Genomic DNA, 18002 nt, shown 5'->3' with positions numbered 1-18002 from the left:
TGGGAAATGTAACGAACATAGTTGCTGCTAAATGATAATTGATATCGTTTGGAGTGGTTTTGTAACAGTTCAGCGATTGGGCAGTTGGGAAGTTGTCTTATATCCGCGTTACTGCAAGTAGCGGCGGCGCCCGTTTTAACCGATTTTTGTCGTGCGAATACCGCTCTGGATCAATGTTTTGTCGTGCGGCTGACGCTTTTCCTGTGGGCGCGAGCCTGCTCGCGAAAGCAGTGGGTCGGTCACAGCATGTGCAAGCTGGGACAATGCCTTCGCGAGCAGGCTCGCTCCCGCCCGGCATGTGCTGTGTCTTTGCGATTCTCACGGGCAAAAAAACGCCCCGAACCGGTCGGGGCGTCAGTTTTTCGGCAATGCGGTTAGCTTTCTATACGGTCCGCAAAGGCCGTTTGCTCAGCGAACTCGATCAGTGGAACTGTTCTTCTTCGGTCGAGCCGGTCAGCGCGGTCACCGAGGAGGTGCCGCCCTGGATCACGGTGGTCATGTCGTCGAAGTAGCCGGTGCCCACTTCCTGCTGGTGAGCCACGAAGGTGTAGCCCTTGGCGGCGTCAGCGAATTCCTGCTCTTGCAGTTTCACGTAGGCGGTCATGTCGTTGCGGGCGTAGTCGTGCGCCAGGTTGAACATGCTGTGCCACATGTTGTGAATGCCGGCCAGGGTGATGAACTGGTGCTTGTAACCCATGGCGGACAGTTCGCGCTGGAACTTGGCGATGGTCGCGTCGTCCAGGTTTTTCTTCCAGTTGAAGGAAGGCGAGCAGTTGTACGACAGGATCTGGTCCGGGTACTCCTTCTTGATCGCTTCGGCGAAACGGCGGGCTTCTTCCAGGTCCGGCTTGGCGGTTTCGCACCAGATCAAGTCGGCGTAAGGAGCGTAGGCCAGGCCACGGGCGATGGCCTGATCCAGACCTGCACGCACCTTGTAGAAGCCTTCCTGGGTACGGGTGCCGGTCACGAACGGCTGGTCGTACGGGTCGCAATCGGAAGTCAGCAAGTCGGCAGCGTTGGCGTCGGTACGGGCCAGGATGATGGTCGGTACACCGGCAACGTCAGCAGCCAGACGCGCAGCGGTCAGCTTCTGCACGGCTTCCTGGGTTGGAACCAGTACCTTGCCGCCCATGTGGCCGCATTTTTTCACAGAAGCCAGCTGGTCTTCGAAGTGAACGCCGGCGGCGCCCGCTTCGATCATGCTCTTCATCAGTTCGTAGGCGTTCAGTACGCCGCCGAAGCCGGCTTCGGCGTCAGCCACGATTGGCGCGAAGTAGTCGATGTAGCCTTCGTCGCCCGGGTTCTTGCCGGCTTTCCACTGGATCTGGTCGGCACGACGGAACGAGTTGTTGATGCGCTTGACCACGGTTGGAACCGAGTCCACCGGGTACAGCGACTGATCCGGGTACATCGATTCGGCGGAGTTGTTGTCCGCAGCGACTTGCCAGCCCGACAGGTAGATCGCCTGGATACCGGCCTTGACCTGTTGAACAGCCTGGCCGCCGGTCAGGGCGCCCATGCAGTTGACGAAGTCTTTCTCTGGGCGGAAGGACGGCTTGGCACCCTGGGTCACCAGGTTCCACAGCTTCTCGGCGCCCATGCGTGCCAGGGTGTGCTCGGGTTGGATCGAGCCACGCAGGCGGACGACGTCAGCAGCGGAGTAAGTGCGAGTCACGCCTTTCCAGCGCGGGTTTTCAGCCCAGTCTTTTTCAAGGGCTGCAATTTGCTGTTCGCGTGTCAGTGCCATGGAGATAAACCTCGTCGCGTCTTTATGAAAAGTTGTTCTGCGGTGGAAAATTCCTTGCGCTCGCTGACCAGAAGCCTGGGATGGTCAGGTCGTATTCGGCGGGGCAGGCGACGGGATGAACGATGGGCTCGAGGGGAGGTGAGCAGGTAAAGGCGAACTGGCGGGCGCGTTCGGGCGTCGTGGGCCCTGGTGCGAGCTACAGTGTGAAGCCGGGTTACCTAATTACGCTTCCGTCCCTCGGGACAACTTCGTTCCAGTCGGCAACCTCGTCAAACACGCCTTGTGGGCGGTACAGACACGAAACGGTTCGCGGGGTAGGTGCGAACATCGCTTCGAAGGCCCTTGCCAGGGCCTCTGATTAGCGGGAGCGAGGCCATCATGCCTTCGCTTTTTTGGCTCGTCAAACGTTTTGTAGTGCTTTTTTTAAAGCACTACATCTTTGGTCTAATACGACTAATCAGTCAGTTTTCGGTGCTTTAGTCCAACGTGTCGACTTTCACCCGCAACGTCATGTCATCCCGGCCTTGAGTCGAGTAGCTGCGGGTCAGGCCCTGTTTGTCGGCCTGAGTCTCGCGATTCACGCCGGCCAGGGTGATCCATTCGCCCAGGCGTCCGGTGACGGTTGTGTCGGTGCTTTGCACGTTCACTACATCGGGACGTTCCTGGCTCATGCGGTCACGGTTGGTACTGATTGCCAGATGAACGGTGTCGCCGGTGACGCTGGCGGTGACGTAGAAACCTTGAGTCACGTTGCGATATTGGGTCTGGCTGCTGTAATCGCCCCAGGAATTGCTCTGGCTGCTGGTGATCGGCACGCTCTGGCCCACTTGGATCAGGGCAGGTGTGCCTTCGCTGGCCTGAATCTGCTGAATGCCGCCGTCGCGGCTGGCGGTGCTGTAGTTGATGATTCTGGTTTGCTGATCGCCGGTGTTCTGCTGATTGTTTTCGTTGGTGTCGACGGTAATCAGCAGGCGTTTGGGTGCGGTGTCGAGCTGCGTGAGCAGTGCTTTGAGTTCCTGAATCTTGTCCGGCTCGGCCTTGACGATCAACTGATTGCCATAGGCGCTGACCTGGCCGTCCTTGCCGATGAAGTCCTGAGCCACCGGCAGCATGTCCGCGCTGGTGTGGTATTTGAGGGGCACGATTTCTGTGGCTGCCAGCACCGAAAAGCTGCAGCCGAGCAGCAGTGTGGTGAGCAGGGTGCGTAGGGACATGTCCGTTATCTCCGCTTTCGAAAGGCTTGATATTGCCAGTTTGTCGGCCCGGGGTGGGGCAAGTTGAATCGTAGACAGCAAAACGCCCCGGCATCGGTCGATGGCGGGGCGTTTTGTGGTGCTCGTCCAGCGTTATGACGAGTGACGAACCATGTCGACATGGGGTATCCCGGCCTCGAGGAATTCCTCGCTGACCAGTTTGAACCCCAGGCGCTCATAGAACGGGGTCGCCTGAACCTGCGCGCTGAGCATCTGCTGCTTCAGTCCGCGAGCTTCGGCCTGGGCGATGACCGCCTGCATCAGTGCATCGCCGACCTTCAGTCCGCGCCAGTCCTTGAGCACCGAAACCCGGCCGATATGCCCATCGGGCAACAGGCGGGCAGTGCCGATCGGAAAGTCGCCTTCGAAGGCCAGGAAGTGCACTGCCGTGGCGTCATCGGCATCCCACTCGAGCTCGGGTGGCACCGACTGTTCGGCAATGAACACCGTTTCGCGAATGCGGCGGATCTCGGCGTTGTCCTTTTGCCAGTCTGCAACGCGTACGCGAATCTTATTCATCGTCGGCGAACCCCAGGCTGCCCTGTTTGACCAGTTCGCACAGCAGGCCGCGACCGTCTTCATCGCTCAGCCAGTCACCGAGGTTGTCGGTGTGCAGCGCATCGGCGGAGCAGATCAGCTTCAGCAGCTCGCGCAGCTTGCCTGGCAGATAACGGCTCTGGCCGCTGGCGAACAGCAGCAGGTCGTCATCGACGTTGGACCAGGCCAGTCGGGCGCTCGGGTTGCGGATCAGAATGGCGCCGTCTTCAAGGGCGCCGAGGAAGTCCTCTTCCTCGACTTCTTCCGGGCCGACGACCAATTCCGGATAGCGCGGCTCGGTCATGTACTGGCCGAACCAGGTCAGCAGCAGACGTTCGTCGCTCATGTGTTCGGCGAGCAGCGCTTTGAGGCGGTCGAGTGCATCGTGCTGGATTTGATGCGGGTCCTCGCTCACCGGTTTGGCATCGGCGTCGGTGTAGCGCTCTTCATCGGTCAGGAATTGACTGAGGAAGTCGGTGAAGTGGGTCAGCACTTCAGCGGCGCTCGGTGCGCGGAAGCCGACCGAATAGGTCATGCAGTCATCGACGGCGACGCCGCAGTGAGCCAGGCGCGGCGGCAGGTAGAGCATGTCGCCCGGTTCCAGGACCCACTCTTCGGTCTCGTGGAATTCGGCGAGGATGCGCAGGTCCGCGTGTTGCAGCAGCGGGCTTTCGGAGTCACACATCTGGCCGATCTTCCAGTTGCGCTTGCCGTGGCCTTGCAGCAGGAACACGTCGTAGTTGTCGAAGTGCGGGCCGACGCTGCCGCCCGGGGCGGCGAAGCTGATCATCACGTCATCGACGCGCCAGCTCGGCAGAAAACGGAAATTTTCCAGCAGTTCGCTGACTTCCGGCACGAACTGATCGACGGCCTGCACCAGCAGGGTCCATTCGCGCTCCGGCAGTTTGCTGAACTCGTCTTCGGCGAACGGGCCGCGGCGCAGCTCCCATGGGCGCTCGCCATGCTCGATCACGAGGCGCGATTCGACTTCTTCTTCCAGGGCCAGACCGGCCAGTTCGTCAGCGTCGATCGGGCTTTCGAAATCAGGAAAGGCCTGACGGATCAGCAGCGGCTTTTTCTGCCAGTAATCGCGCATGAATTCGCGTGCCGTGAGACCACCCAGAAGTTGAAGAGGAGTATCGGGATTCATATGTAACCTATTGAAAAAAAGCATTTTTCAGACGGGAATAAAAACGCCCGGCGCGGCCGGGCGTCTCAAACGGGTCAAGCAGTCGATCAGATGCGTCTGGCTTGCGCTACAGCGTTGCCGATGTAGTTGGCCGGAGTCAGTTGCTTGAGCTCGGCTTTCGCGGCAGCCGGCATGTCCAGGCCGTCGATGAAAGTCAGCAGCGCTTCAGGGCTGATCCCCTTGCCGCGTGTCAGCTCTTTCAGCTTCTCGTACGGGTTTTCGATGTTGTAGCGACGCATCACGGTCTGGATCGGCTCGGCCAGGACTTCCCAGCAGGCGTCCAGATCGGCAGCGATCCTTTCGGCGTTGAGTTCAAGTTTGCTGATGCCTTTGAGGCTCGCTTCGTACGCGATCACGCTGTGGGCGAAGCCGACACCGAGGTTGCGCAGCACGGTGGAGTCGGTCAGGTCGCGCTGCCAGCGGGAAATCGGCAGTTTGCTCGCCAGGTGCTGGAACAGCGCGTTGGCGATGCCCAGGTTGCCTTCGGAGTTTTCGAAGTCGATCGGGTTGACCTTGTGCGGCATGGTCGACGAGCCGATTTCGCCGGCAATGGTGCGCTGCTTGAAGTAACCCAGGGAGATGTAGCCCCAGATGTCACGGTCGAAGTCGATCAGGATGGTGTTGAAACGCGCAATGGCGTCGAACAGCTCGGCGATGTAGTCGTGCGGCTCGATCTGCGTGGTGTACGGGTTGAAGGCCAGGCCCAGCTCGTCTTCGATGAAGGCGCGGGCGTTGGCTTCCCAGTCGATCTGCGGGTAGGCCGACAGGTGGGCGTTGTAGTTGCCGACAGCGCCGTTGATCTTGCCCAGCAGCGGAACGGCTGCGACCTGAGCGATCTGGCGCTCGAGACGGTAAACCACGTTCGCCAGCTCTTTACCCAGAGTGGTCGGCGAAGCCGGTTGGCCGTGGGTGCGAGACAGCATCGGCACGTCGGCGAAGCGCAGGGCCAGTTCGCGGATGGCGTTGGCGGTCTGGCGCATCAGCGGCAGCATCACGTCGTCACGGCCTTCGCGCAGCATCAGGGCGTGGGACAGGTTGTTGATGTCCTCGCTGGTGCAGGCGAAGTGGATGAACTCGCTGACCTTGGCCAGTTCCGGCAGCTTGGCCGCCTGCTCCTTGAGCAGGTACTCGATCGCTTTCACGTCGTGGTTGGTGGTGCGCTCGATCTCTTTCACGCGCTCGGCGTGCTCCAGCGAGAAGTTCTCGGCCAGTTCGTTCAGAACGGCGTTGGCTTCGGCGGAGAAGGCTGGCACTTCCGGGATGCCGGCATGAGCGGCCAGGCGCTGGAGCCAGCGCACTTCAACCAGAACACGGGCACGGATCAGGCCGTACTCGCTGAAAATCGGGCGCAGGGCCTGGGTTTTGCCGGCGTAGCGGCCGTCAACAGGGGAAACCGCAGTGAGCGAAGAGAGCTGCATGGGGTGTTCTCGGACAGTCGGGCAACGAAATGGGGCGCGTATCATACATGAAAAAATCCGCCGGTCCGTCGCCAACTGACCGGCGTATTACGCGTTACTGACTCAAAACGGTATTGCAGGCGCGGTTCAGCTGCTGCGCATCAGCGGGTAAAGCTCTTTGAGCAATTTGCGACGGCTGATCACCAATTGCCAGCGATGACCGCCCAACTGACGCCACAGGCGTGCCGAACGGATGCCGGCGAGCAGCAGCGCGCGGATCTTCGAGGCGTTGCTCGGCTGCTGCAGGTTGCGCATGTCGCCGTGCACCTGGATGCGCTGGCGCAAGGTACTCAGGGTGTCCTGATACAGCGCGCCACACGCGGCGATCACGTTTTCGTGGGCCGGGCCGAAATGTTCGACCTGCGACTGGATCTGCGGCAAGCGCTTGCTGATCACGTCGAGCATGTCGTCGCGCTTGGCCAGTTGCCGCTCAAGACCGAGCATCGACAAGGCATAGCGCAACGGCTCGCGCTGCAAGGTGCTCGGATCGCGCTCGAGCGCGCCGATCAGTGCGCGATAACCGTCGCGCAGGTTGATGTCGTCGCCGCCGTATACATCCAGGGTGTCTTTCGGGTCGCGAACCAGCAGGCTGCCGAGCATGCAGCTCAGGCCGGCCTCGTTGGTCTGGCCGGTCTTGGCGATCCGGTCCACCAGTACGGCGGCGAGAAACACGCCACCCAGGGCGGTCAATTGCTCCTGAGTCGGGCTCATGCCTGGCCGCTCCACGGCTCGGCGACTTCGATCACGCCGCCGCCGAGGCAGATTTCTCCGTCATAGAACACCACCGACTGGCCCGGGGTGACTGCGCGCTGCGGTTCATCGAACACGGCGCGGTAGCCGTTTTCGGTTTTTTCCAGCGTACAGGCCTGATCGCTCTGGCGGTAGCGGACCTTCGCCGTCAGGCGCAGCGGCTGGCTCAAATCGATCGGGTTGACCCAATAGATTTCCGAAGCGCACAGGGCGCCGGAGAACAGCCATGGATGGTTGTTGCCCTGACCGACGATCAGTTCGTTGGTGTCCAGATCCTTGCGCAGCACGTACCACGGCTCGTCTCCGGCGTCTTTCAAACCGCCGATGCCCAGGCCCTGGCGCTGGCCGATGGTGTGATACATCAGGCCGTGGTGACGGCCAATGACTTCGCCTTCGGTGGTCTTGATCTCACCCGGTTGCGCGGGAAGGTATTGCTTGAGGAAATCGCTGAAGCGACGCTCGCCGATGAAGCAGATTCCGGTGGAATCCTTCTTCTTGGCAGTCGCCAGCTCGTATTTCTCGGCAATGGCGCGGACTTCCGGTTTTTCCAGCTCGCCGACCGGGAACAGGGTCTTGGCGATCTGTTCACCACCGACGGCGTGCAGGAAATAGCTCTGGTCCTTGTTCGGATCCAGGCCCTTGAGCAGTTCGGTGCGGCCATCCATGTCACGGCGGCGCACGTAGTGGCCGGTCGCGATCAGATCGGCGCCGAGCATCATGGCGTAGTCGAGGAACGCCTTGAACTTGATCTCGCGGTTGCACAGGATGTCCGGGTTCGGCGTGCGTCCGGCCTTGTATTCGGCCAGGAAATGCTCGAACACGTTGTCCCAGTACTCGGCGGCGAAGTTGGCGGTGTGCAGTTTGATACCGATCTTGTCGCATACGGCCTGAGCATCCGCCAGGTCGTCCATGGCGGTGCAATATTCGGTTCCGTCGTCTTCTTCCCAGTTCTTCATGAACAGGCCTTCCACCTCATAACCCTGCTCGATCAGCAGGAGAGCGGAAACGGAAGAGTCCACGCCGCCGGACATGCCGACAATGACGCGCTTCTTGGATGTGTCAGAAGGGGCTGGATCACGCATAGGGATTCAATGAGTGTCTTGAAAAAGGACGCGATTCTATCAGGCTCACAGCCTCAAGGCTAAAGGGAAGGGCGGATCAGTTCGAGACCGAAGCGATTGCCGGCCAGATAATCATCGATGCAACGGATGATCAGCTCGCTGCGCCAGTTGTCCCGTTGGGCCAATAATTCGTCGCGGGTCAGCCACTTGGCGCCGACGATGCCGTCGTCCAGCTGATAATCCGGGCGGTGTTTCACGGCTTTGGCGCTGAAGCATACGCGCTGGTAAGTCACGCCGTTGCTCGGTGCGGTGTACAGATAAATGCCGATCACGCTGGTGGGTTCGACGTCCCAGCCGGTTTCTTCGAGGGTTTCGCGCACGGCGGCTTCGATCAGGGTTTCGTTCGGGTCCAGATGACCGGCGGGCTGATTGAGCACGTTACGGCCAGCCTTGTGTTCCTCGACCATCAGGAAACGACCGTTGTCCTCGACGATGGTGGCGACGGTGATGTGGGGGAGCCATTGCATGAGGTGAATCTCCTGGGCGGAAGGCAGAAACACAAACCCCGGCGCATGGCCGGGGCTTGTGATGTTCCCTTTACAACCTTATACCAGCGCAGCAATCGCCGCGTTGAGGGTTGCGCTCGGGCGCATGGCCTTGCTGATCAGCTCGGCATTGGCGTGGTAGTAACCGCCGATATCCACTGGCTTGCCTTGAACGGCGTTGAGCTCGGCAACGATGGTCGCTTCGTTCTCGGTCAGGGTCTTGGCCAGGGTTGCGAACTGCGCCTGCAGTGCAGCGTCTTCGGTCTGGGCAGCCAGGGCTTGTGCCCAGTACATGGCCAGGTAGAAGTGGCTGCCGCGGTTGTCGATGTTGCCGACTTTACGCGATGGCGACTTGTTGTTGTCCAGGAACTGGCCGGTGGCCTGGTCCAGGGTCTTGGACAGAACCAGTGCTTTCGGGTTGTTGTAGTTCACACCCAGATGCTCGAGAGAAGCGGCCAGGGCCAGGAATTCACCCAGCGAATCCCAGCGCAGGAAGTTCTCTTCGACCAGTTGCTGCACATGCTTCGGAGCCGAACCGCCGGCGCCGGTTTCGAACAGGCCACCACCGTTCATCAGTGGCACGATCGACAGCATCTTGGCACTGGTGCCCAGTTCCATGATCGGGAACAGGTCGGTCAGGTAGTCACGCAAAACGTTGCCGGTCACCGAAATGGTGTCCTTGCCTTCGCGGGTGCGCTGCAGGGTGTACTTCATGGCCTCGACCGGCGACATGATCTGGATGTCCAGGCCTGCGGTGTCGTGATCCTTCAGGTAAGCCTGAACCTTCTCGATCACCACGCCGTCGTGGGCGCGCATCGGGTCCAGCCAGAAGATGGCCGGAGTGCTGCTTGCGCGAGCACGGTTGACGGCCAGCTTGACCCAGTCCTGGATCGGCGCGTCCTTGGTCTGGCACATGCGGAAGATGTCGCCGGCTTCGACAGCCTGTTCCATCAGCAGGGTGCCTTTGCTGTCGGTCACGCGAACCACGCCGTCGGCCTTGATCTGGAAGGTCTTGTCGTGGGAGCCGTACTCTTCGGCCTTTTTGGCCATCAGGCCGACGTTAGGCACGCTGCCCATGGTAGTCGGATCGAAAGCGCCATTGGCTTTGCAGTCTTCGATCACGGCCTGGTAGATGGTGGCGTAGCAGCGATCCGGGATCACGGCCTTGGTGTCGTGCAACTGGCCGTCGGTGCCCCACATCTTGCCGGAGTCGCGGATCATGGCCGGCATCGAGGCGTCGACGATGACGTCGCTCGGCACATGCAGGTTGGTGATGCCCTTGTCGGAGTTGACCATCGCCAGCGCCGGACGAACGGCGTAGACCGCCTGAATGTCAGCTTCGATCTGAGCCTGCTGCTCGGCCGGCAGGGACTTGATGCGGGCGTACAGGTCGCCGATGCCGTTGTTCAGGTTGAAACCGATTTCGGCCAGCACGTCGGCGTGCTTGGCCAGGGCGTCCTTGTAGAACTCGGCAACGATCTGGCCGAACATGATCGGGTCGGAGACTTTCATCATGGTGGCTTTCAGGTGAACAGACAGCAGCACGCCTTGTTGCTTGGCGCTGTCGATTTCAGCAGCGATGAACGCGCGCAGGGCTTTCTTGCTCATGACCGAGCAGTCGAGGATCTCGCCGGCCTGAACGGCGGTTTTTTCTTTCAGGACGGTAGCGGTGCCGTCTTTGGCGATCAGCTCGATCTTCACGGTGTCAGCGGCGTCGATCAGGGCGGCTTTTTCGCTGCCATAGAAATCGCCGGTGCTCATGTGAGCGACATGGGACTTGGAATCCTTGGCCCAGGCGCCCATTTTGTGTGGGTGCTTGCGCGCGTAGTTCTTGACCGACAGCGGAGCGCGACGGTCGGAGTTGCCTTCACGCAGAACCGGGTTCACGGCGCTGCCCTTGACCTTGTCGTAGCGCGCCTTGGCATCTTTTTCGGCGTCGTTGGTCGGGTTTTCCGAGTAGTCCGGCAGGTTGTAGCCCTGGGCCTGCAGTTCCTTGATCGCGGCCTGCAGTTGTGGCACCGAAGCACTGATGTTCGGCAGCTTGATGATGTTGGCTTCAGGCGTAACGGCCAGTTCGCCCAGTTCGGCGAGGTGGTCGGCTACGGCTTTGTCGCCCAGTTGCTCGGGGAAGCTGGCCAGGATGCGTGCTGCAAGAGAGATATCGCGGGTTTCCACGGCGATATCGGCCGAAGCGGTGTAAGCCTCGATGATTGGCAGCAGGGAATAGGTGGCGAGGGCTGGAGCTTCGTCGGTGAAGGTATAGATGATCTTCGAGCGGGTGGGCATATTCGGATTAACTCTCTCTTCTTTGCTAAAGCGTGCGCAGAAACTCGAGGGGCGCCGGGTAAGCGCGTTCGTTCAAAGTCATCCATGAACCGAATGTCGAGATTCTTCGCGGTGATGTTGGGTGCATCAGTAGAGCGTCAAGCAGTCGGACTGCGGTAACAACCCGACCAATCAGGCGGAAAGTCTCGTGCTAGAGAGGCCAGCCGTCGTGACCCTTTGGTCAGCGGGCGGCATTATACATAGGTAGCTGGCAATCTGCCGATGGTTCATATGCGACGATGCTCGTCCATTGGTCTAAAGGTCGCAGGGCAGGGTGGGGCGTAGAGTCGTCGTGAATGCTTGAGATTGGCGCTTTTCCCTTTGCTTTCAGGCTTGTACGAAACGAGATGTGGGCGTGCCCGGAACAGAGGGTTTGCGTGTTGATTCAACTGGGTTACGCTCGAACCAAGCCAGATGTTCAATCCAAACAATGGAGTTCAGCATGGGTTACAAGAAGATTCAGGTTCCAGCCGTCGGCGACAAAATCACCGTCAACGCAGACCATTCTCTCAATGTCCCTGATAACCCGATCATTCCCTTCATCGAAGGTGACGGCATTGGCGTCGACGTCAGCCCTGTGATGATCAAAGTGGTTGATGCTGCCGTGGAAAAAGCCTACGGGGGCAAGCGCAAGATTTCCTGGATGGAGGTTTATGCTGGCGAAAAAGCAACTCAAGTCTACGACCAGGACACCTGGCTGCCTCAGGAAACCCTGGACGCCGTCAAGGATTACGTGGTTTCCATCAAGGGCCCGCTGACCACGCCGGTCGGTGGTGGCATCCGCTCCCTCAACGTGGCCTTGCGCCAACAGCTCGATCTGTATGTCTGCCTGCGTCCGGTCGTCTGGTTCCAGGGTGTACCAAGTCCGGTGAAAAAGCCCGGCGACGTCGACATGGTGATCTTCCGCGAGAACTCCGAAGACATTTATGCCGGTATCGAATGGAAGGCCGGCTCCCCTGAGGCCACCAAGGTCATCAAATTCCTGAAAGAAGAAATGGGCGTCACCAAGATCCGTTTCGACCAGGATTGCGGTATCGGCATCAAGCCGGTTTCGAAGGAAGGCACCAAGCGTCTGGTGCGCAAGGCCCTGCAATACGTGGTGGACAACGACCGCAAGTCGCTGACCATCGTGCACAAGGGCAATATCATGAAATTCACCGAAGGTGCCTTCAAGGACTGGGGCTACGAGGTGGCACGGGACGAGTTTGGCGCCGAGCTGCTCGATGGCGGCCCGTGGATGAAATTCAAGAACCCGAAAAGCGGTCGCGAAGTCATCGTCAAGGATGCCATCGCCGACGCCATGCTTCAGCAGATCCTGCTGCGTCCGGCCGAATACGATGTGATCGCCACCCTGAACCTCAACGGTGACTACCTGTCCGACGCTCTGGCGGCGGAAGTGGGTGGTATCGGTATCGCGCCGGGTGCCAACCTGTCCGACACCGTGGCCATGTTCGAAGCGACCCACGGTACGGCGCCGAAGTATGCCGGCAAGGATCAGGTCAACCCGGGCTCGGTGATTCTGTCGGCCGAAATGATGCTGCGTCACCTGGGCTGGACCGAGGCGGCGGACCTGATCATCAAGGGCACCAATGGCGCGATTGCGGCCAAGACCGTGACCTATGACTTCGAGCGTCTGATGGAAGGCGCCACGCTGGTGTCTTCTTCGGGCTTCGGTGAGGCAATCGTCAAGCACATGTAACAAAGGCCGTTGCAACGAAACCGCCCGACTCGAGTGATCGAGCCGGGCGGTCTGTTTTCTGGCAGGTGTTCTGGTTGCTTCAGCTGGTCACCGACTGGTGATGAGCCGCTGGCGAGACGGCGTCTTTTGTGGTCTCGACATTCTGAATTTTTGTGGCGTGCAGGCCTTTTGGCCCTTGCACGATCTCGAATTTGACGATTTGCCCGGCTTTGAGGGTTTTGTACCCGTCCATTTCAATAACGGAGTAATGGGCAAATAAATCGATGGGCTTCCCGTCCTCATCGTGTCCCAAGGGACCATCGGCATTTATGAAACCGAACCCCTTGGCATTGTTGAACCATTTCACCTTGCCGACAGCCATGCTCAAATCCCTCTGCAACAGTCTCCATCGCTGGAGTATCATCCAATTCATCCGACGTCGAATCCGTTAAAAGAATTGACTTCGCGGATCTTTTTTACCCACTGTGGGTTCTATTGGTTGTAACACCGTTTTCCCGATAGTCAAGGTGACCGGGCAGTCGGAGTTGAAAACGTGTCAAGCCGCCCCCACCACTGTATTTGCACAACTGACGAACCTTTCTTTCCATGCATGCAATCAGCCAGATTCGACTAACATTCAATCAGGATCGCCCTGATTTACACGACGACGATTCAGCGGGTATTGCTGTTCAGGAAGCAAAGCCTGCGTTACAGGCGCCGCCGATGTACAAGGTGGTTTTGTTCAATGATGACTACACACCGATGGATTTCGTCGTCGAAGTGCTCGAGGTGTTTTTTAACCTGAATCGCGAGCTGGCGACCAAGGTCATGCTGGCCGTCCACACAGAAGGGCGGGCAGTATGTGGAGTGTTTACCCGCGACATCGCCGAGACAAAGGCCATGCAGGTCAACCAGTACGCCAGGGAAAGCCAGCATCCGCTACTCTGTGAAATCGAGAAGGACGGTTAATCGCCGACCACTTGGGTATGAGGTGAAGCTATGTTAAACCGCGAGCTCGAAGTCACCCTCAATCTTGCCTTCAAGGAGGCTCGTTCGAAGCGTCATGAGTTCATGACCGTCGAACACCTGCTGCTGGCCCTATTGGACAATGAGGCTGCCGCTACCGTATTGCGTGCCTGCGGCGCAAACCTCGACAAGCTCAAGCACGATCTGCAGGAGTTCATTGACTCCACCACGCCGCTGATCCCCGTTCATGACGAAGATCGCGAAACCCAGCCAACCCTGGGCTTCCAGCGTGTGCTGCAACGTGCTGTCTTTCATGTGCAGAGCTCGGGCAAACGCGAAGTGACCGGTGCCAACGTGCTGGTTGCAATCTTCAGTGAGCAAGAGAGTCAGGCGGTGTTCCTGCTGAAACAGCAGAGCGTTGCACGCATTGATGTCGTCAACTATATCGCCCATGGCATTTCCAAGGTGCCGGGGCATGGCGATCACTCTGAAGGTGAACAAGATATGCAGGACGATGAGGGCGGTGAGTCTTCTTCTTCAGGCAATCCGCTGGATGCTTATGCCAGCAATCTCAACGAACTCGCGCGCCAGGGCCGGATCGATCCGCTGGTCGGGCGTGAAACGGAAGTCGAGCGTGTCGCGCAGATCCTTGCGCGTCGGCGCAAGAACAATCCGTTGCTGGTGGGCGAGGCGGGCGTGGGTAAAACCGCGATTGCCGAAGGTCTGGCCAAGCGCATTGTCGACAACCAGGTGCCGGATCTGCTGGCCAACAGCGTCGTTTATTCCCTCGATCTGGGCGCCTTGCTCGCAGGCACCAAATATCGCGGCGATTTCGAGAAACGCTTCAAGGCACTGCTCGGCGAGCTGAAAAAACGTCCGCAAGCGATCCTGTTCATCGACGAGATCCATACCATCATCGGCGCAGGTGCTGCATCCGGTGGCGTGATGGATGCCTCGAACCTGCTCAAGCCGCTGCTGTCTTCGGGCGATATCCGCTGCATCGGTTCGACCACGTTCCAGGAGTTCCGTGGCATCTTCGAAAAAGACCGTGCCCTGGCACGTCGCTTCCAGAAGGTCGATGTGGTCGAGCCGTCGGTGGAGGACACCATCGGTATCCTGCGCGGTCTGAAAGGCCGTTTCGAACAGCACCACAACATCGAGTACAGCGACGAGTCGCTACGTGCCGCTGCGGAGCTGGCTTCGCGCTACATCAATGACCGGCACATGCCGGACAAGGCCATCGATGTGATCGACGAAGCGGGTGCCTACCAGCGTCTGCAGCCGGTCGACAAGCGTGTGACCCGCATCGACGTGCCGCAGGTCGAAGATATCGTGGCGAAGATTGCGCGGATTCCGCCTAAACACGTCACCAGTTCCGACAAGGAGCTGCTGCGTAACCTGGAAAGGGATCTGAAGCTGACGGTGTTTGGTCAGGATGCGGCGATCGATTCGCTGTCCACCGCGATCAAGCTTTCCCGTGCAGGCCTCAAATCGCCGGACAAACCGGTCGGTTCGTTCCTGTTCGCCGGCCCTACCGGTGTCGGCAAGACCGAGGCGGCGCGGCAACTGGCCAAGGCGCTGGGGATCGAGCTGGTTCGTTTCGACATGTCCGAGTACATGGAGCGCCACACCGTATCGCGTCTGATCGGTGCGCCTCCGGGTTATGTCGGTTTCGACCAGGGCGGTCTGTTGACCGAAGCGATCACCAAGCAGCCACACTGCGTATTGCTGCTCGATGAAATCGAAAAGGCGCATCCGGAAGTCTTCAACCTGCTGCTGCAGGTGATGGACCACGGCACGCTGACCGACAACAACGGGCGCAAGGCGGATTTCCGCAACGTGATCGTGATCATGACCACCAACGCCGGTGCCGAAACCGCGGCGCGTGCTTCGATCGGTTTCACCCATCAGGACCACTCGTCCGATGCGATGGAAGTGATCAAGAAGAGCTTCACGCCGGAATTCCGCAACCGTCTGGACACCATCATTCAGTTTGGTCGCCTCAGTCACGAGGTCATCAAAAGCGTGGTGGACAAGTTCCTCACCGAACTTCAGGCGCAACTGGAAGACAAGCGTGTGCTTCTGGAGGTCACCGACGCGGCGCGCAGCTGGCTCGCGGCCGGTGGTTACGACTCGGCAATGGGCGCTCGCCCGATGGCGCGTCTGATCCAGGACAAGATCAAGCGTCCGCTGGCAGAGGAAATTCTGTTTGGCGAGCTGGCCGAGCATGGCGGTGTGGTGCACATCGACATCAAGGATGGCGAGTTGACGTTTGACTTCGAGACTACGGCGGAAATGGCCTGAGGTCGTTTGCAGCACAATAAAAAGGCGCCTTTAGGCGCCTTTTTGCGTTCTATTGATCGCACAAACAAAAACGCCCGGCAAATGCCGGGCGTCTTGTATTGACTTGATTAGCGAGCGCGGTAGGTGATGCGCCCTTTGCTCAAGTCATAGGGCGTCAGCTCGACGCGCACTTTGTCACCGGTAAGAATACGAATGTAGTTCTTGCGCATCTTGCCGGAGATATGCGCGGTTACGACGTGCCCATTTTCCAATTCCACGCGAAACATGGTGTTTGGCAGGGTGTCGACGACAGTGCCTTCCATTTCGAAGCTGTCTTCTTTCGACATGCAGTAAAGCCCTCGGTGTCCAGTGAATGGCCCGGTGCAACTGCGCCAGGCAAAAGCGGCGTGCATTGTGCCCGAAAAATGGGGTTTACGCCAAGGGGTTTAAGGCTTGCGTTCAGTTCAGGATGACCCAGCGCTGATTAATCAGCAGTTCGATAGGCCGATATTGGGTCTTGTAGTTCATCTTTTTGCAGTTTTTGATCCAGTAGCCAAGGTACACCGCTTCGAGTTCCAGGCGTCTGGATTCGGCAATTTGCCAAAGGATGGCATAGCGTCCCAGGCTGCGGCGTTCTTCTTCCGGTTCGTAGAAGGTATAAACCGCCGACAGTCCGTTGGGCAGGAGGTCGGTGACGGCGACCGCCAGCAACCGTCCGTCGAGCCGGAACTCGTAGAAACGGGAGAACGGCAGGTCCCGAACCAGAAAAGTCGAGAATTGATCGCGGCTTGGCGGATACATGTCGCCATCGGCGTGCCGCTGTTCGATATAGCGCTGGTAAAGGTCGAAATATTCTTCGCTGAAGCCCGGCTTGACCGGACGCACCTGCAAATCGGCGTTGCGTTTGAAAATGCGTTTCTGCTGGCGGTTGGGGTTGAACTGCGCCACGGGAATGCGCGCAGGCACGCAGGCATTGCAGTTCTGGCAATGCGGGCGATACAGGTGGTCGCCGCTGCGACGAAAGCCCATTTCCGACAGGTCTGCGTAGACATGCACATCCATGGGCTGGCTGGGGTCGAGAAACAGGGTCGTGGCCTGCTCCTCGGGCAGATAACTGCAAGAGTGAGGCTGAGTGGCATAGAACTTCAACCGCGCCAACTCGGTCATGATCAACCCTCGGGGGTAAGCTGGTGAATTAAGTGTAAGCCACGCGCGCAAATGTCGCTCAGCAAACCCAGGTGGCCTGGTTGGGCCGGTCGAGATGCCGGGACAGATAATCGGCAAATGTGCTGCGAGAAATCGCCCGTGCACCGAGACTGTGCAGATGATCGGTCGGCATTTGGCAGTCGATCAATACGAACCCCGAGTTTTTCAGGTGCTGCACAAGTGTGGCAAAGCCATATTTGGAGGCGTTGTCGGCGCGGCTGAACATTGATTCGCCAAAAAACAGTTGCCCCATCGCCAGGCCATAGAGGCCCCCGACCAGTTCGCCTTCATCCCATACTTCCACTGAATGGGCGAAGCCGCGCCGGTGCAATTCGATGTAGGCATCCTGCATGGCCTCGGTGATCCAGGTGCCATCAGCGTATTCCCGAGGTGCGGCGCAGGCGTGGATGACGGCTGCGAAATCCTGATCGAATGTCACCTGGTAGCGCTGTTTGCGCAGCAGCTTTCCCAGGCTGCGGGAAATGTGCAGCTCGTCGGGAAACAGCACGGTGCGTGGATCCGGTGACCACCAAAGAATCGGCTGGCCTTCGGAAAACCACGGAAAGCAGCCGTGGCGATAGGCCTGGATCAAGCGATCGGCGGACAGATCGCCACCGGCCGCCAGCAATCCGTTGGGATCGCGCATGGCCTTTTCCAGTGGCGGGAAAGTCAGTGAATTGCGTTGTAACCAAGTCAGCATGGCGTCCGGGCTTGCAGAAGGGGAGGGCAGTGGGCATTTGGTCCCGATGCGAAGTGTGCCGATAAATGAAGGGATTGTCCTCCCGAACCTGCACGATGTCGGCTCTTCTGCAACTTGCCCTTGAGGATGCGGTCGTAGACGGGCAATCAGCGCGATGCTCTGTGCTTCGTTACGTTCATCAAATACACCTCATAAGCCTTTGTCACAAAAGACAATGCATGCTCAAATTGCGTCGCAGGTCGCGTCTGTTTGGCTATGCTTGAGCTTGAGGTTCGAAGCATGGCATCGAGCGCGCAAACCCGTAC

General features: G+C 59.1%; 16 protein-coding genes. 3 read left to right on the top strand and 13 right to left on the bottom strand.

What is annotated here, in order from left to right:
* Nucleotides 1-421 precede the first annotated feature (421 nt).
* The 9 genes from aceA to ACK6BI_RS26630 all read right to left on the bottom strand — a co-directional run bounded on the left by aceA (nt 422) and on the right by ACK6BI_RS26630 (nt 10825).
* Entirely contained in the window at nt 422-1747 is a 1326-nt protein-coding gene (gene aceA, locus ACK6BI_RS26670; RefSeq protein ID WP_065261741.1) for an isocitrate lyase, read from the bottom strand.
* Nucleotides 1748-2223: 476 nt separating this feature from the next.
* Nucleotides 2224-2961, bottom strand: coding sequence for a secretin N-terminal domain-containing protein (locus ACK6BI_RS26665; RefSeq protein WP_409319459.1), 738 nt, complete (start codon nt 2959-2961; stop codon nt 2224-2226).
* A gap of 132 nt (nt 2962-3093) precedes the next feature.
* A complete protein-coding gene (locus ACK6BI_RS26660; protein ID WP_409319458.1) occupies nt 3094-3519 on the bottom strand; it encodes a GNAT family N-acetyltransferase in 426 nt (141 codons plus the stop codon).
* Complete coding sequence (locus ACK6BI_RS26655; RefSeq protein ID WP_409319457.1) at nt 3512-4687, bottom strand: JmjC domain-containing protein; 1176 nt, start codon at nt 4685-4687, stop codon at nt 3512-3514. Before ACK6BI_RS26655 ends, ACK6BI_RS26660 begins: the two co-directional genes overlap by 8 nt.
* 86 nt (nt 4688-4773) lie before the next feature.
* Nucleotides 4774-6144: an adenylosuccinate lyase gene (gene purB / locus ACK6BI_RS26650; protein WP_409319456.1), complete on the bottom strand. Its 1371-nt coding sequence runs from the start codon at nt 6142-6144 to the stop codon at nt 4774-4776.
* A 126-nt stretch (nt 6145-6270) separates the two neighbouring features.
* Nucleotides 6271-6894 carry a high frequency lysogenization protein HflD gene (hflD, locus tag ACK6BI_RS26645; RefSeq protein WP_409319455.1) on the bottom strand — a complete coding sequence of 208 codons (624 nt, stop codon included), beginning with the start codon at nt 6892-6894 and terminating at the stop codon, nt 6271-6273.
* Entirely contained in the window at nt 6891-8015 is a 1125-nt protein-coding gene (gene mnmA / locus ACK6BI_RS26640; protein ID WP_409319454.1) for a tRNA 2-thiouridine(34) synthase MnmA, read from the bottom strand. Before mnmA ends, hflD begins: the two co-directional genes overlap by 4 nt.
* Before the next feature lie 59 nt (nt 8016-8074).
* Nucleotides 8075-8521: an NUDIX hydrolase gene (locus ACK6BI_RS26635; RefSeq protein ID WP_409319453.1), complete on the bottom strand. Its 447-nt coding sequence runs from the start codon at nt 8519-8521 to the stop codon at nt 8075-8077.
* A gap of 78 nt (nt 8522-8599) precedes the next feature.
* Nucleotides 8600-10825 carry an NADP-dependent isocitrate dehydrogenase gene (locus ACK6BI_RS26630; RefSeq protein WP_409319452.1) on the bottom strand — a complete coding sequence of 742 codons (2226 nt, stop codon included), beginning with the start codon at nt 10823-10825 and terminating at the stop codon, nt 8600-8602.
* Nucleotides 10826-11306: 481 nt separating this feature from the next.
* Between ACK6BI_RS26630 and icd the strand changes: the two genes are divergently transcribed.
* The gene (icd, locus tag ACK6BI_RS26625; RefSeq protein WP_409319451.1) at nt 11307-12563 is read left to right on the top strand and encodes an NADP-dependent isocitrate dehydrogenase; all 1257 of its coding nucleotides are present in this window, start codon (nt 11307-11309) and stop codon (nt 12561-12563) included.
* Nucleotides 12564-12642: 79 nt separating this feature from the next.
* Here the strand turns inward: icd and ACK6BI_RS26620 are convergent, their stop codons facing one another.
* Nucleotides 12643-12924 carry a cold shock domain-containing protein gene (locus ACK6BI_RS26620; RefSeq protein WP_409319450.1) on the bottom strand — a complete coding sequence of 94 codons (282 nt, stop codon included), beginning with the start codon at nt 12922-12924 and terminating at the stop codon, nt 12643-12645.
* Nucleotides 12925-13148: 224 nt separating this feature from the next.
* Here ACK6BI_RS26620 and clpS point away from each other — a divergent pair, with 224 nt between their 5' ends.
* A complete protein-coding gene (gene clpS, locus ACK6BI_RS26615; protein ID WP_015094394.1) occupies nt 13149-13511 on the top strand; it encodes an ATP-dependent Clp protease adapter ClpS in 363 nt (120 codons plus the stop codon).
* Nucleotides 13512-13541: 30 nt separating this feature from the next.
* Nucleotides 13542-15812, top strand: coding sequence for an ATP-dependent Clp protease ATP-binding subunit ClpA (clpA, locus tag ACK6BI_RS26610; RefSeq protein WP_065261752.1), 2271 nt, complete (start codon nt 13542-13544; stop codon nt 15810-15812).
* 107 nt (nt 15813-15919) lie between these two features.
* On the opposite strand, the gene infA is transcribed toward clpA, so the two are convergent.
* From infA to aat, 3 genes are all read right to left on the bottom strand, one after another.
* Nucleotides 15920-16138 carry a translation initiation factor IF-1 gene (gene infA / locus ACK6BI_RS26605; RefSeq protein WP_002553999.1) on the bottom strand — a complete coding sequence of 73 codons (219 nt, stop codon included), beginning with the start codon at nt 16136-16138 and terminating at the stop codon, nt 15920-15922.
* A gap of 112 nt (nt 16139-16250) precedes the next feature.
* A complete protein-coding gene (locus ACK6BI_RS26600; RefSeq protein ID WP_260520063.1) occupies nt 16251-16958 on the bottom strand; it encodes an arginyltransferase in 708 nt (235 codons plus the stop codon).
* 58 nt (nt 16959-17016) lie between these two features.
* Nucleotides 17017-17697, bottom strand: coding sequence for a leucyl/phenylalanyl-tRNA--protein transferase (gene aat, locus ACK6BI_RS26595; protein WP_409319449.1), 681 nt, complete (start codon nt 17695-17697; stop codon nt 17017-17019).
* Nucleotides 17698-18002: the final 305 nt, after the last annotated feature.

This window comes from Pseudomonas sp. KCJK9016 (assembly GCF_046231795.1).
Lineage (GTDB): Bacteria > Pseudomonadota > Gammaproteobacteria > Pseudomonadales > Pseudomonadaceae > Aquipseudomonas > Aquipseudomonas bananamidigenes.
Note: the sequence above shows the minus strand (reverse complement) of the source record. Positions and strands in the feature narration are given on the sequence as shown.

Coding starts and splice junctions, on each gene's coding strand:
- aceA (WP_065261741.1), bottom strand. CDS start 1,747: ATGGCACTGACACGCGAACAGCAAATTGCAGCCCTTGAAAAAGACTGG.
- ACK6BI_RS26665 (WP_409319459.1), bottom strand. CDS start 2,961: ATGTCCCTACGCACCCTGCTCACCACACTGCTGCTCGGCTGCAGCTTT.
- ACK6BI_RS26660 (WP_409319458.1), bottom strand. CDS start 3,519: ATGAATAAGATTCGCGTACGCGTTGCAGACTGGCAAAAGGACAACGCC.
- ACK6BI_RS26655 (WP_409319457.1), bottom strand. CDS start 4,687: ATGAATCCCGATACTCCTCTTCAACTTCTGGGTGGTCTCACGGCACGC.
- purB (WP_409319456.1), bottom strand. CDS start 6,144: ATGCAGCTCTCTTCGCTCACTGCGGTTTCCCCTGTTGACGGCCGCTAC.
- hflD (WP_409319455.1), bottom strand. CDS start 6,894: ATGAGCCCGACTCAGGAGCAATTGACCGCCCTGGGTGGCGTGTTTCTC.
- mnmA (WP_409319454.1), bottom strand. CDS start 8,015: ATGCGTGATCCAGCCCCTTCTGACACATCCAAGAAGCGCGTCATTGTC.
- ACK6BI_RS26635 (WP_409319453.1), bottom strand. CDS start 8,521: ATGCAATGGCTCCCCCACATCACCGTCGCCACCATCGTCGAGGACAAC.
- ACK6BI_RS26630 (WP_409319452.1), bottom strand. CDS start 10,825: ATGCCCACCCGCTCGAAGATCATCTATACCTTCACCGACGAAGCTCCA.
- icd (WP_409319451.1), top strand. CDS start 11,307: ATGGGTTACAAGAAGATTCAGGTTCCAGCCGTCGGCGACAAAATCACC.
- ACK6BI_RS26620 (WP_409319450.1), bottom strand. CDS start 12,924: ATGGCTGTCGGCAAGGTGAAATGGTTCAACAATGCCAAGGGGTTCGGT.
- clpS (WP_015094394.1), top strand. CDS start 13,149: ATGCATGCAATCAGCCAGATTCGACTAACATTCAATCAGGATCGCCCT.
- clpA (WP_065261752.1), top strand. CDS start 13,542: ATGTTAAACCGCGAGCTCGAAGTCACCCTCAATCTTGCCTTCAAGGAG.
- infA (WP_002553999.1), bottom strand. CDS start 16,138: ATGTCGAAAGAAGACAGCTTCGAAATGGAAGGCACTGTCGTCGACACC.
- ACK6BI_RS26600 (WP_260520063.1), bottom strand. CDS start 16,958: ATGACCGAGTTGGCGCGGTTGAAGTTCTATGCCACTCAGCCTCACTCT.
- aat (WP_409319449.1), bottom strand. CDS start 17,697: ATGCTGACTTGGTTACAACGCAATTCACTGACTTTCCCGCCACTGGAA.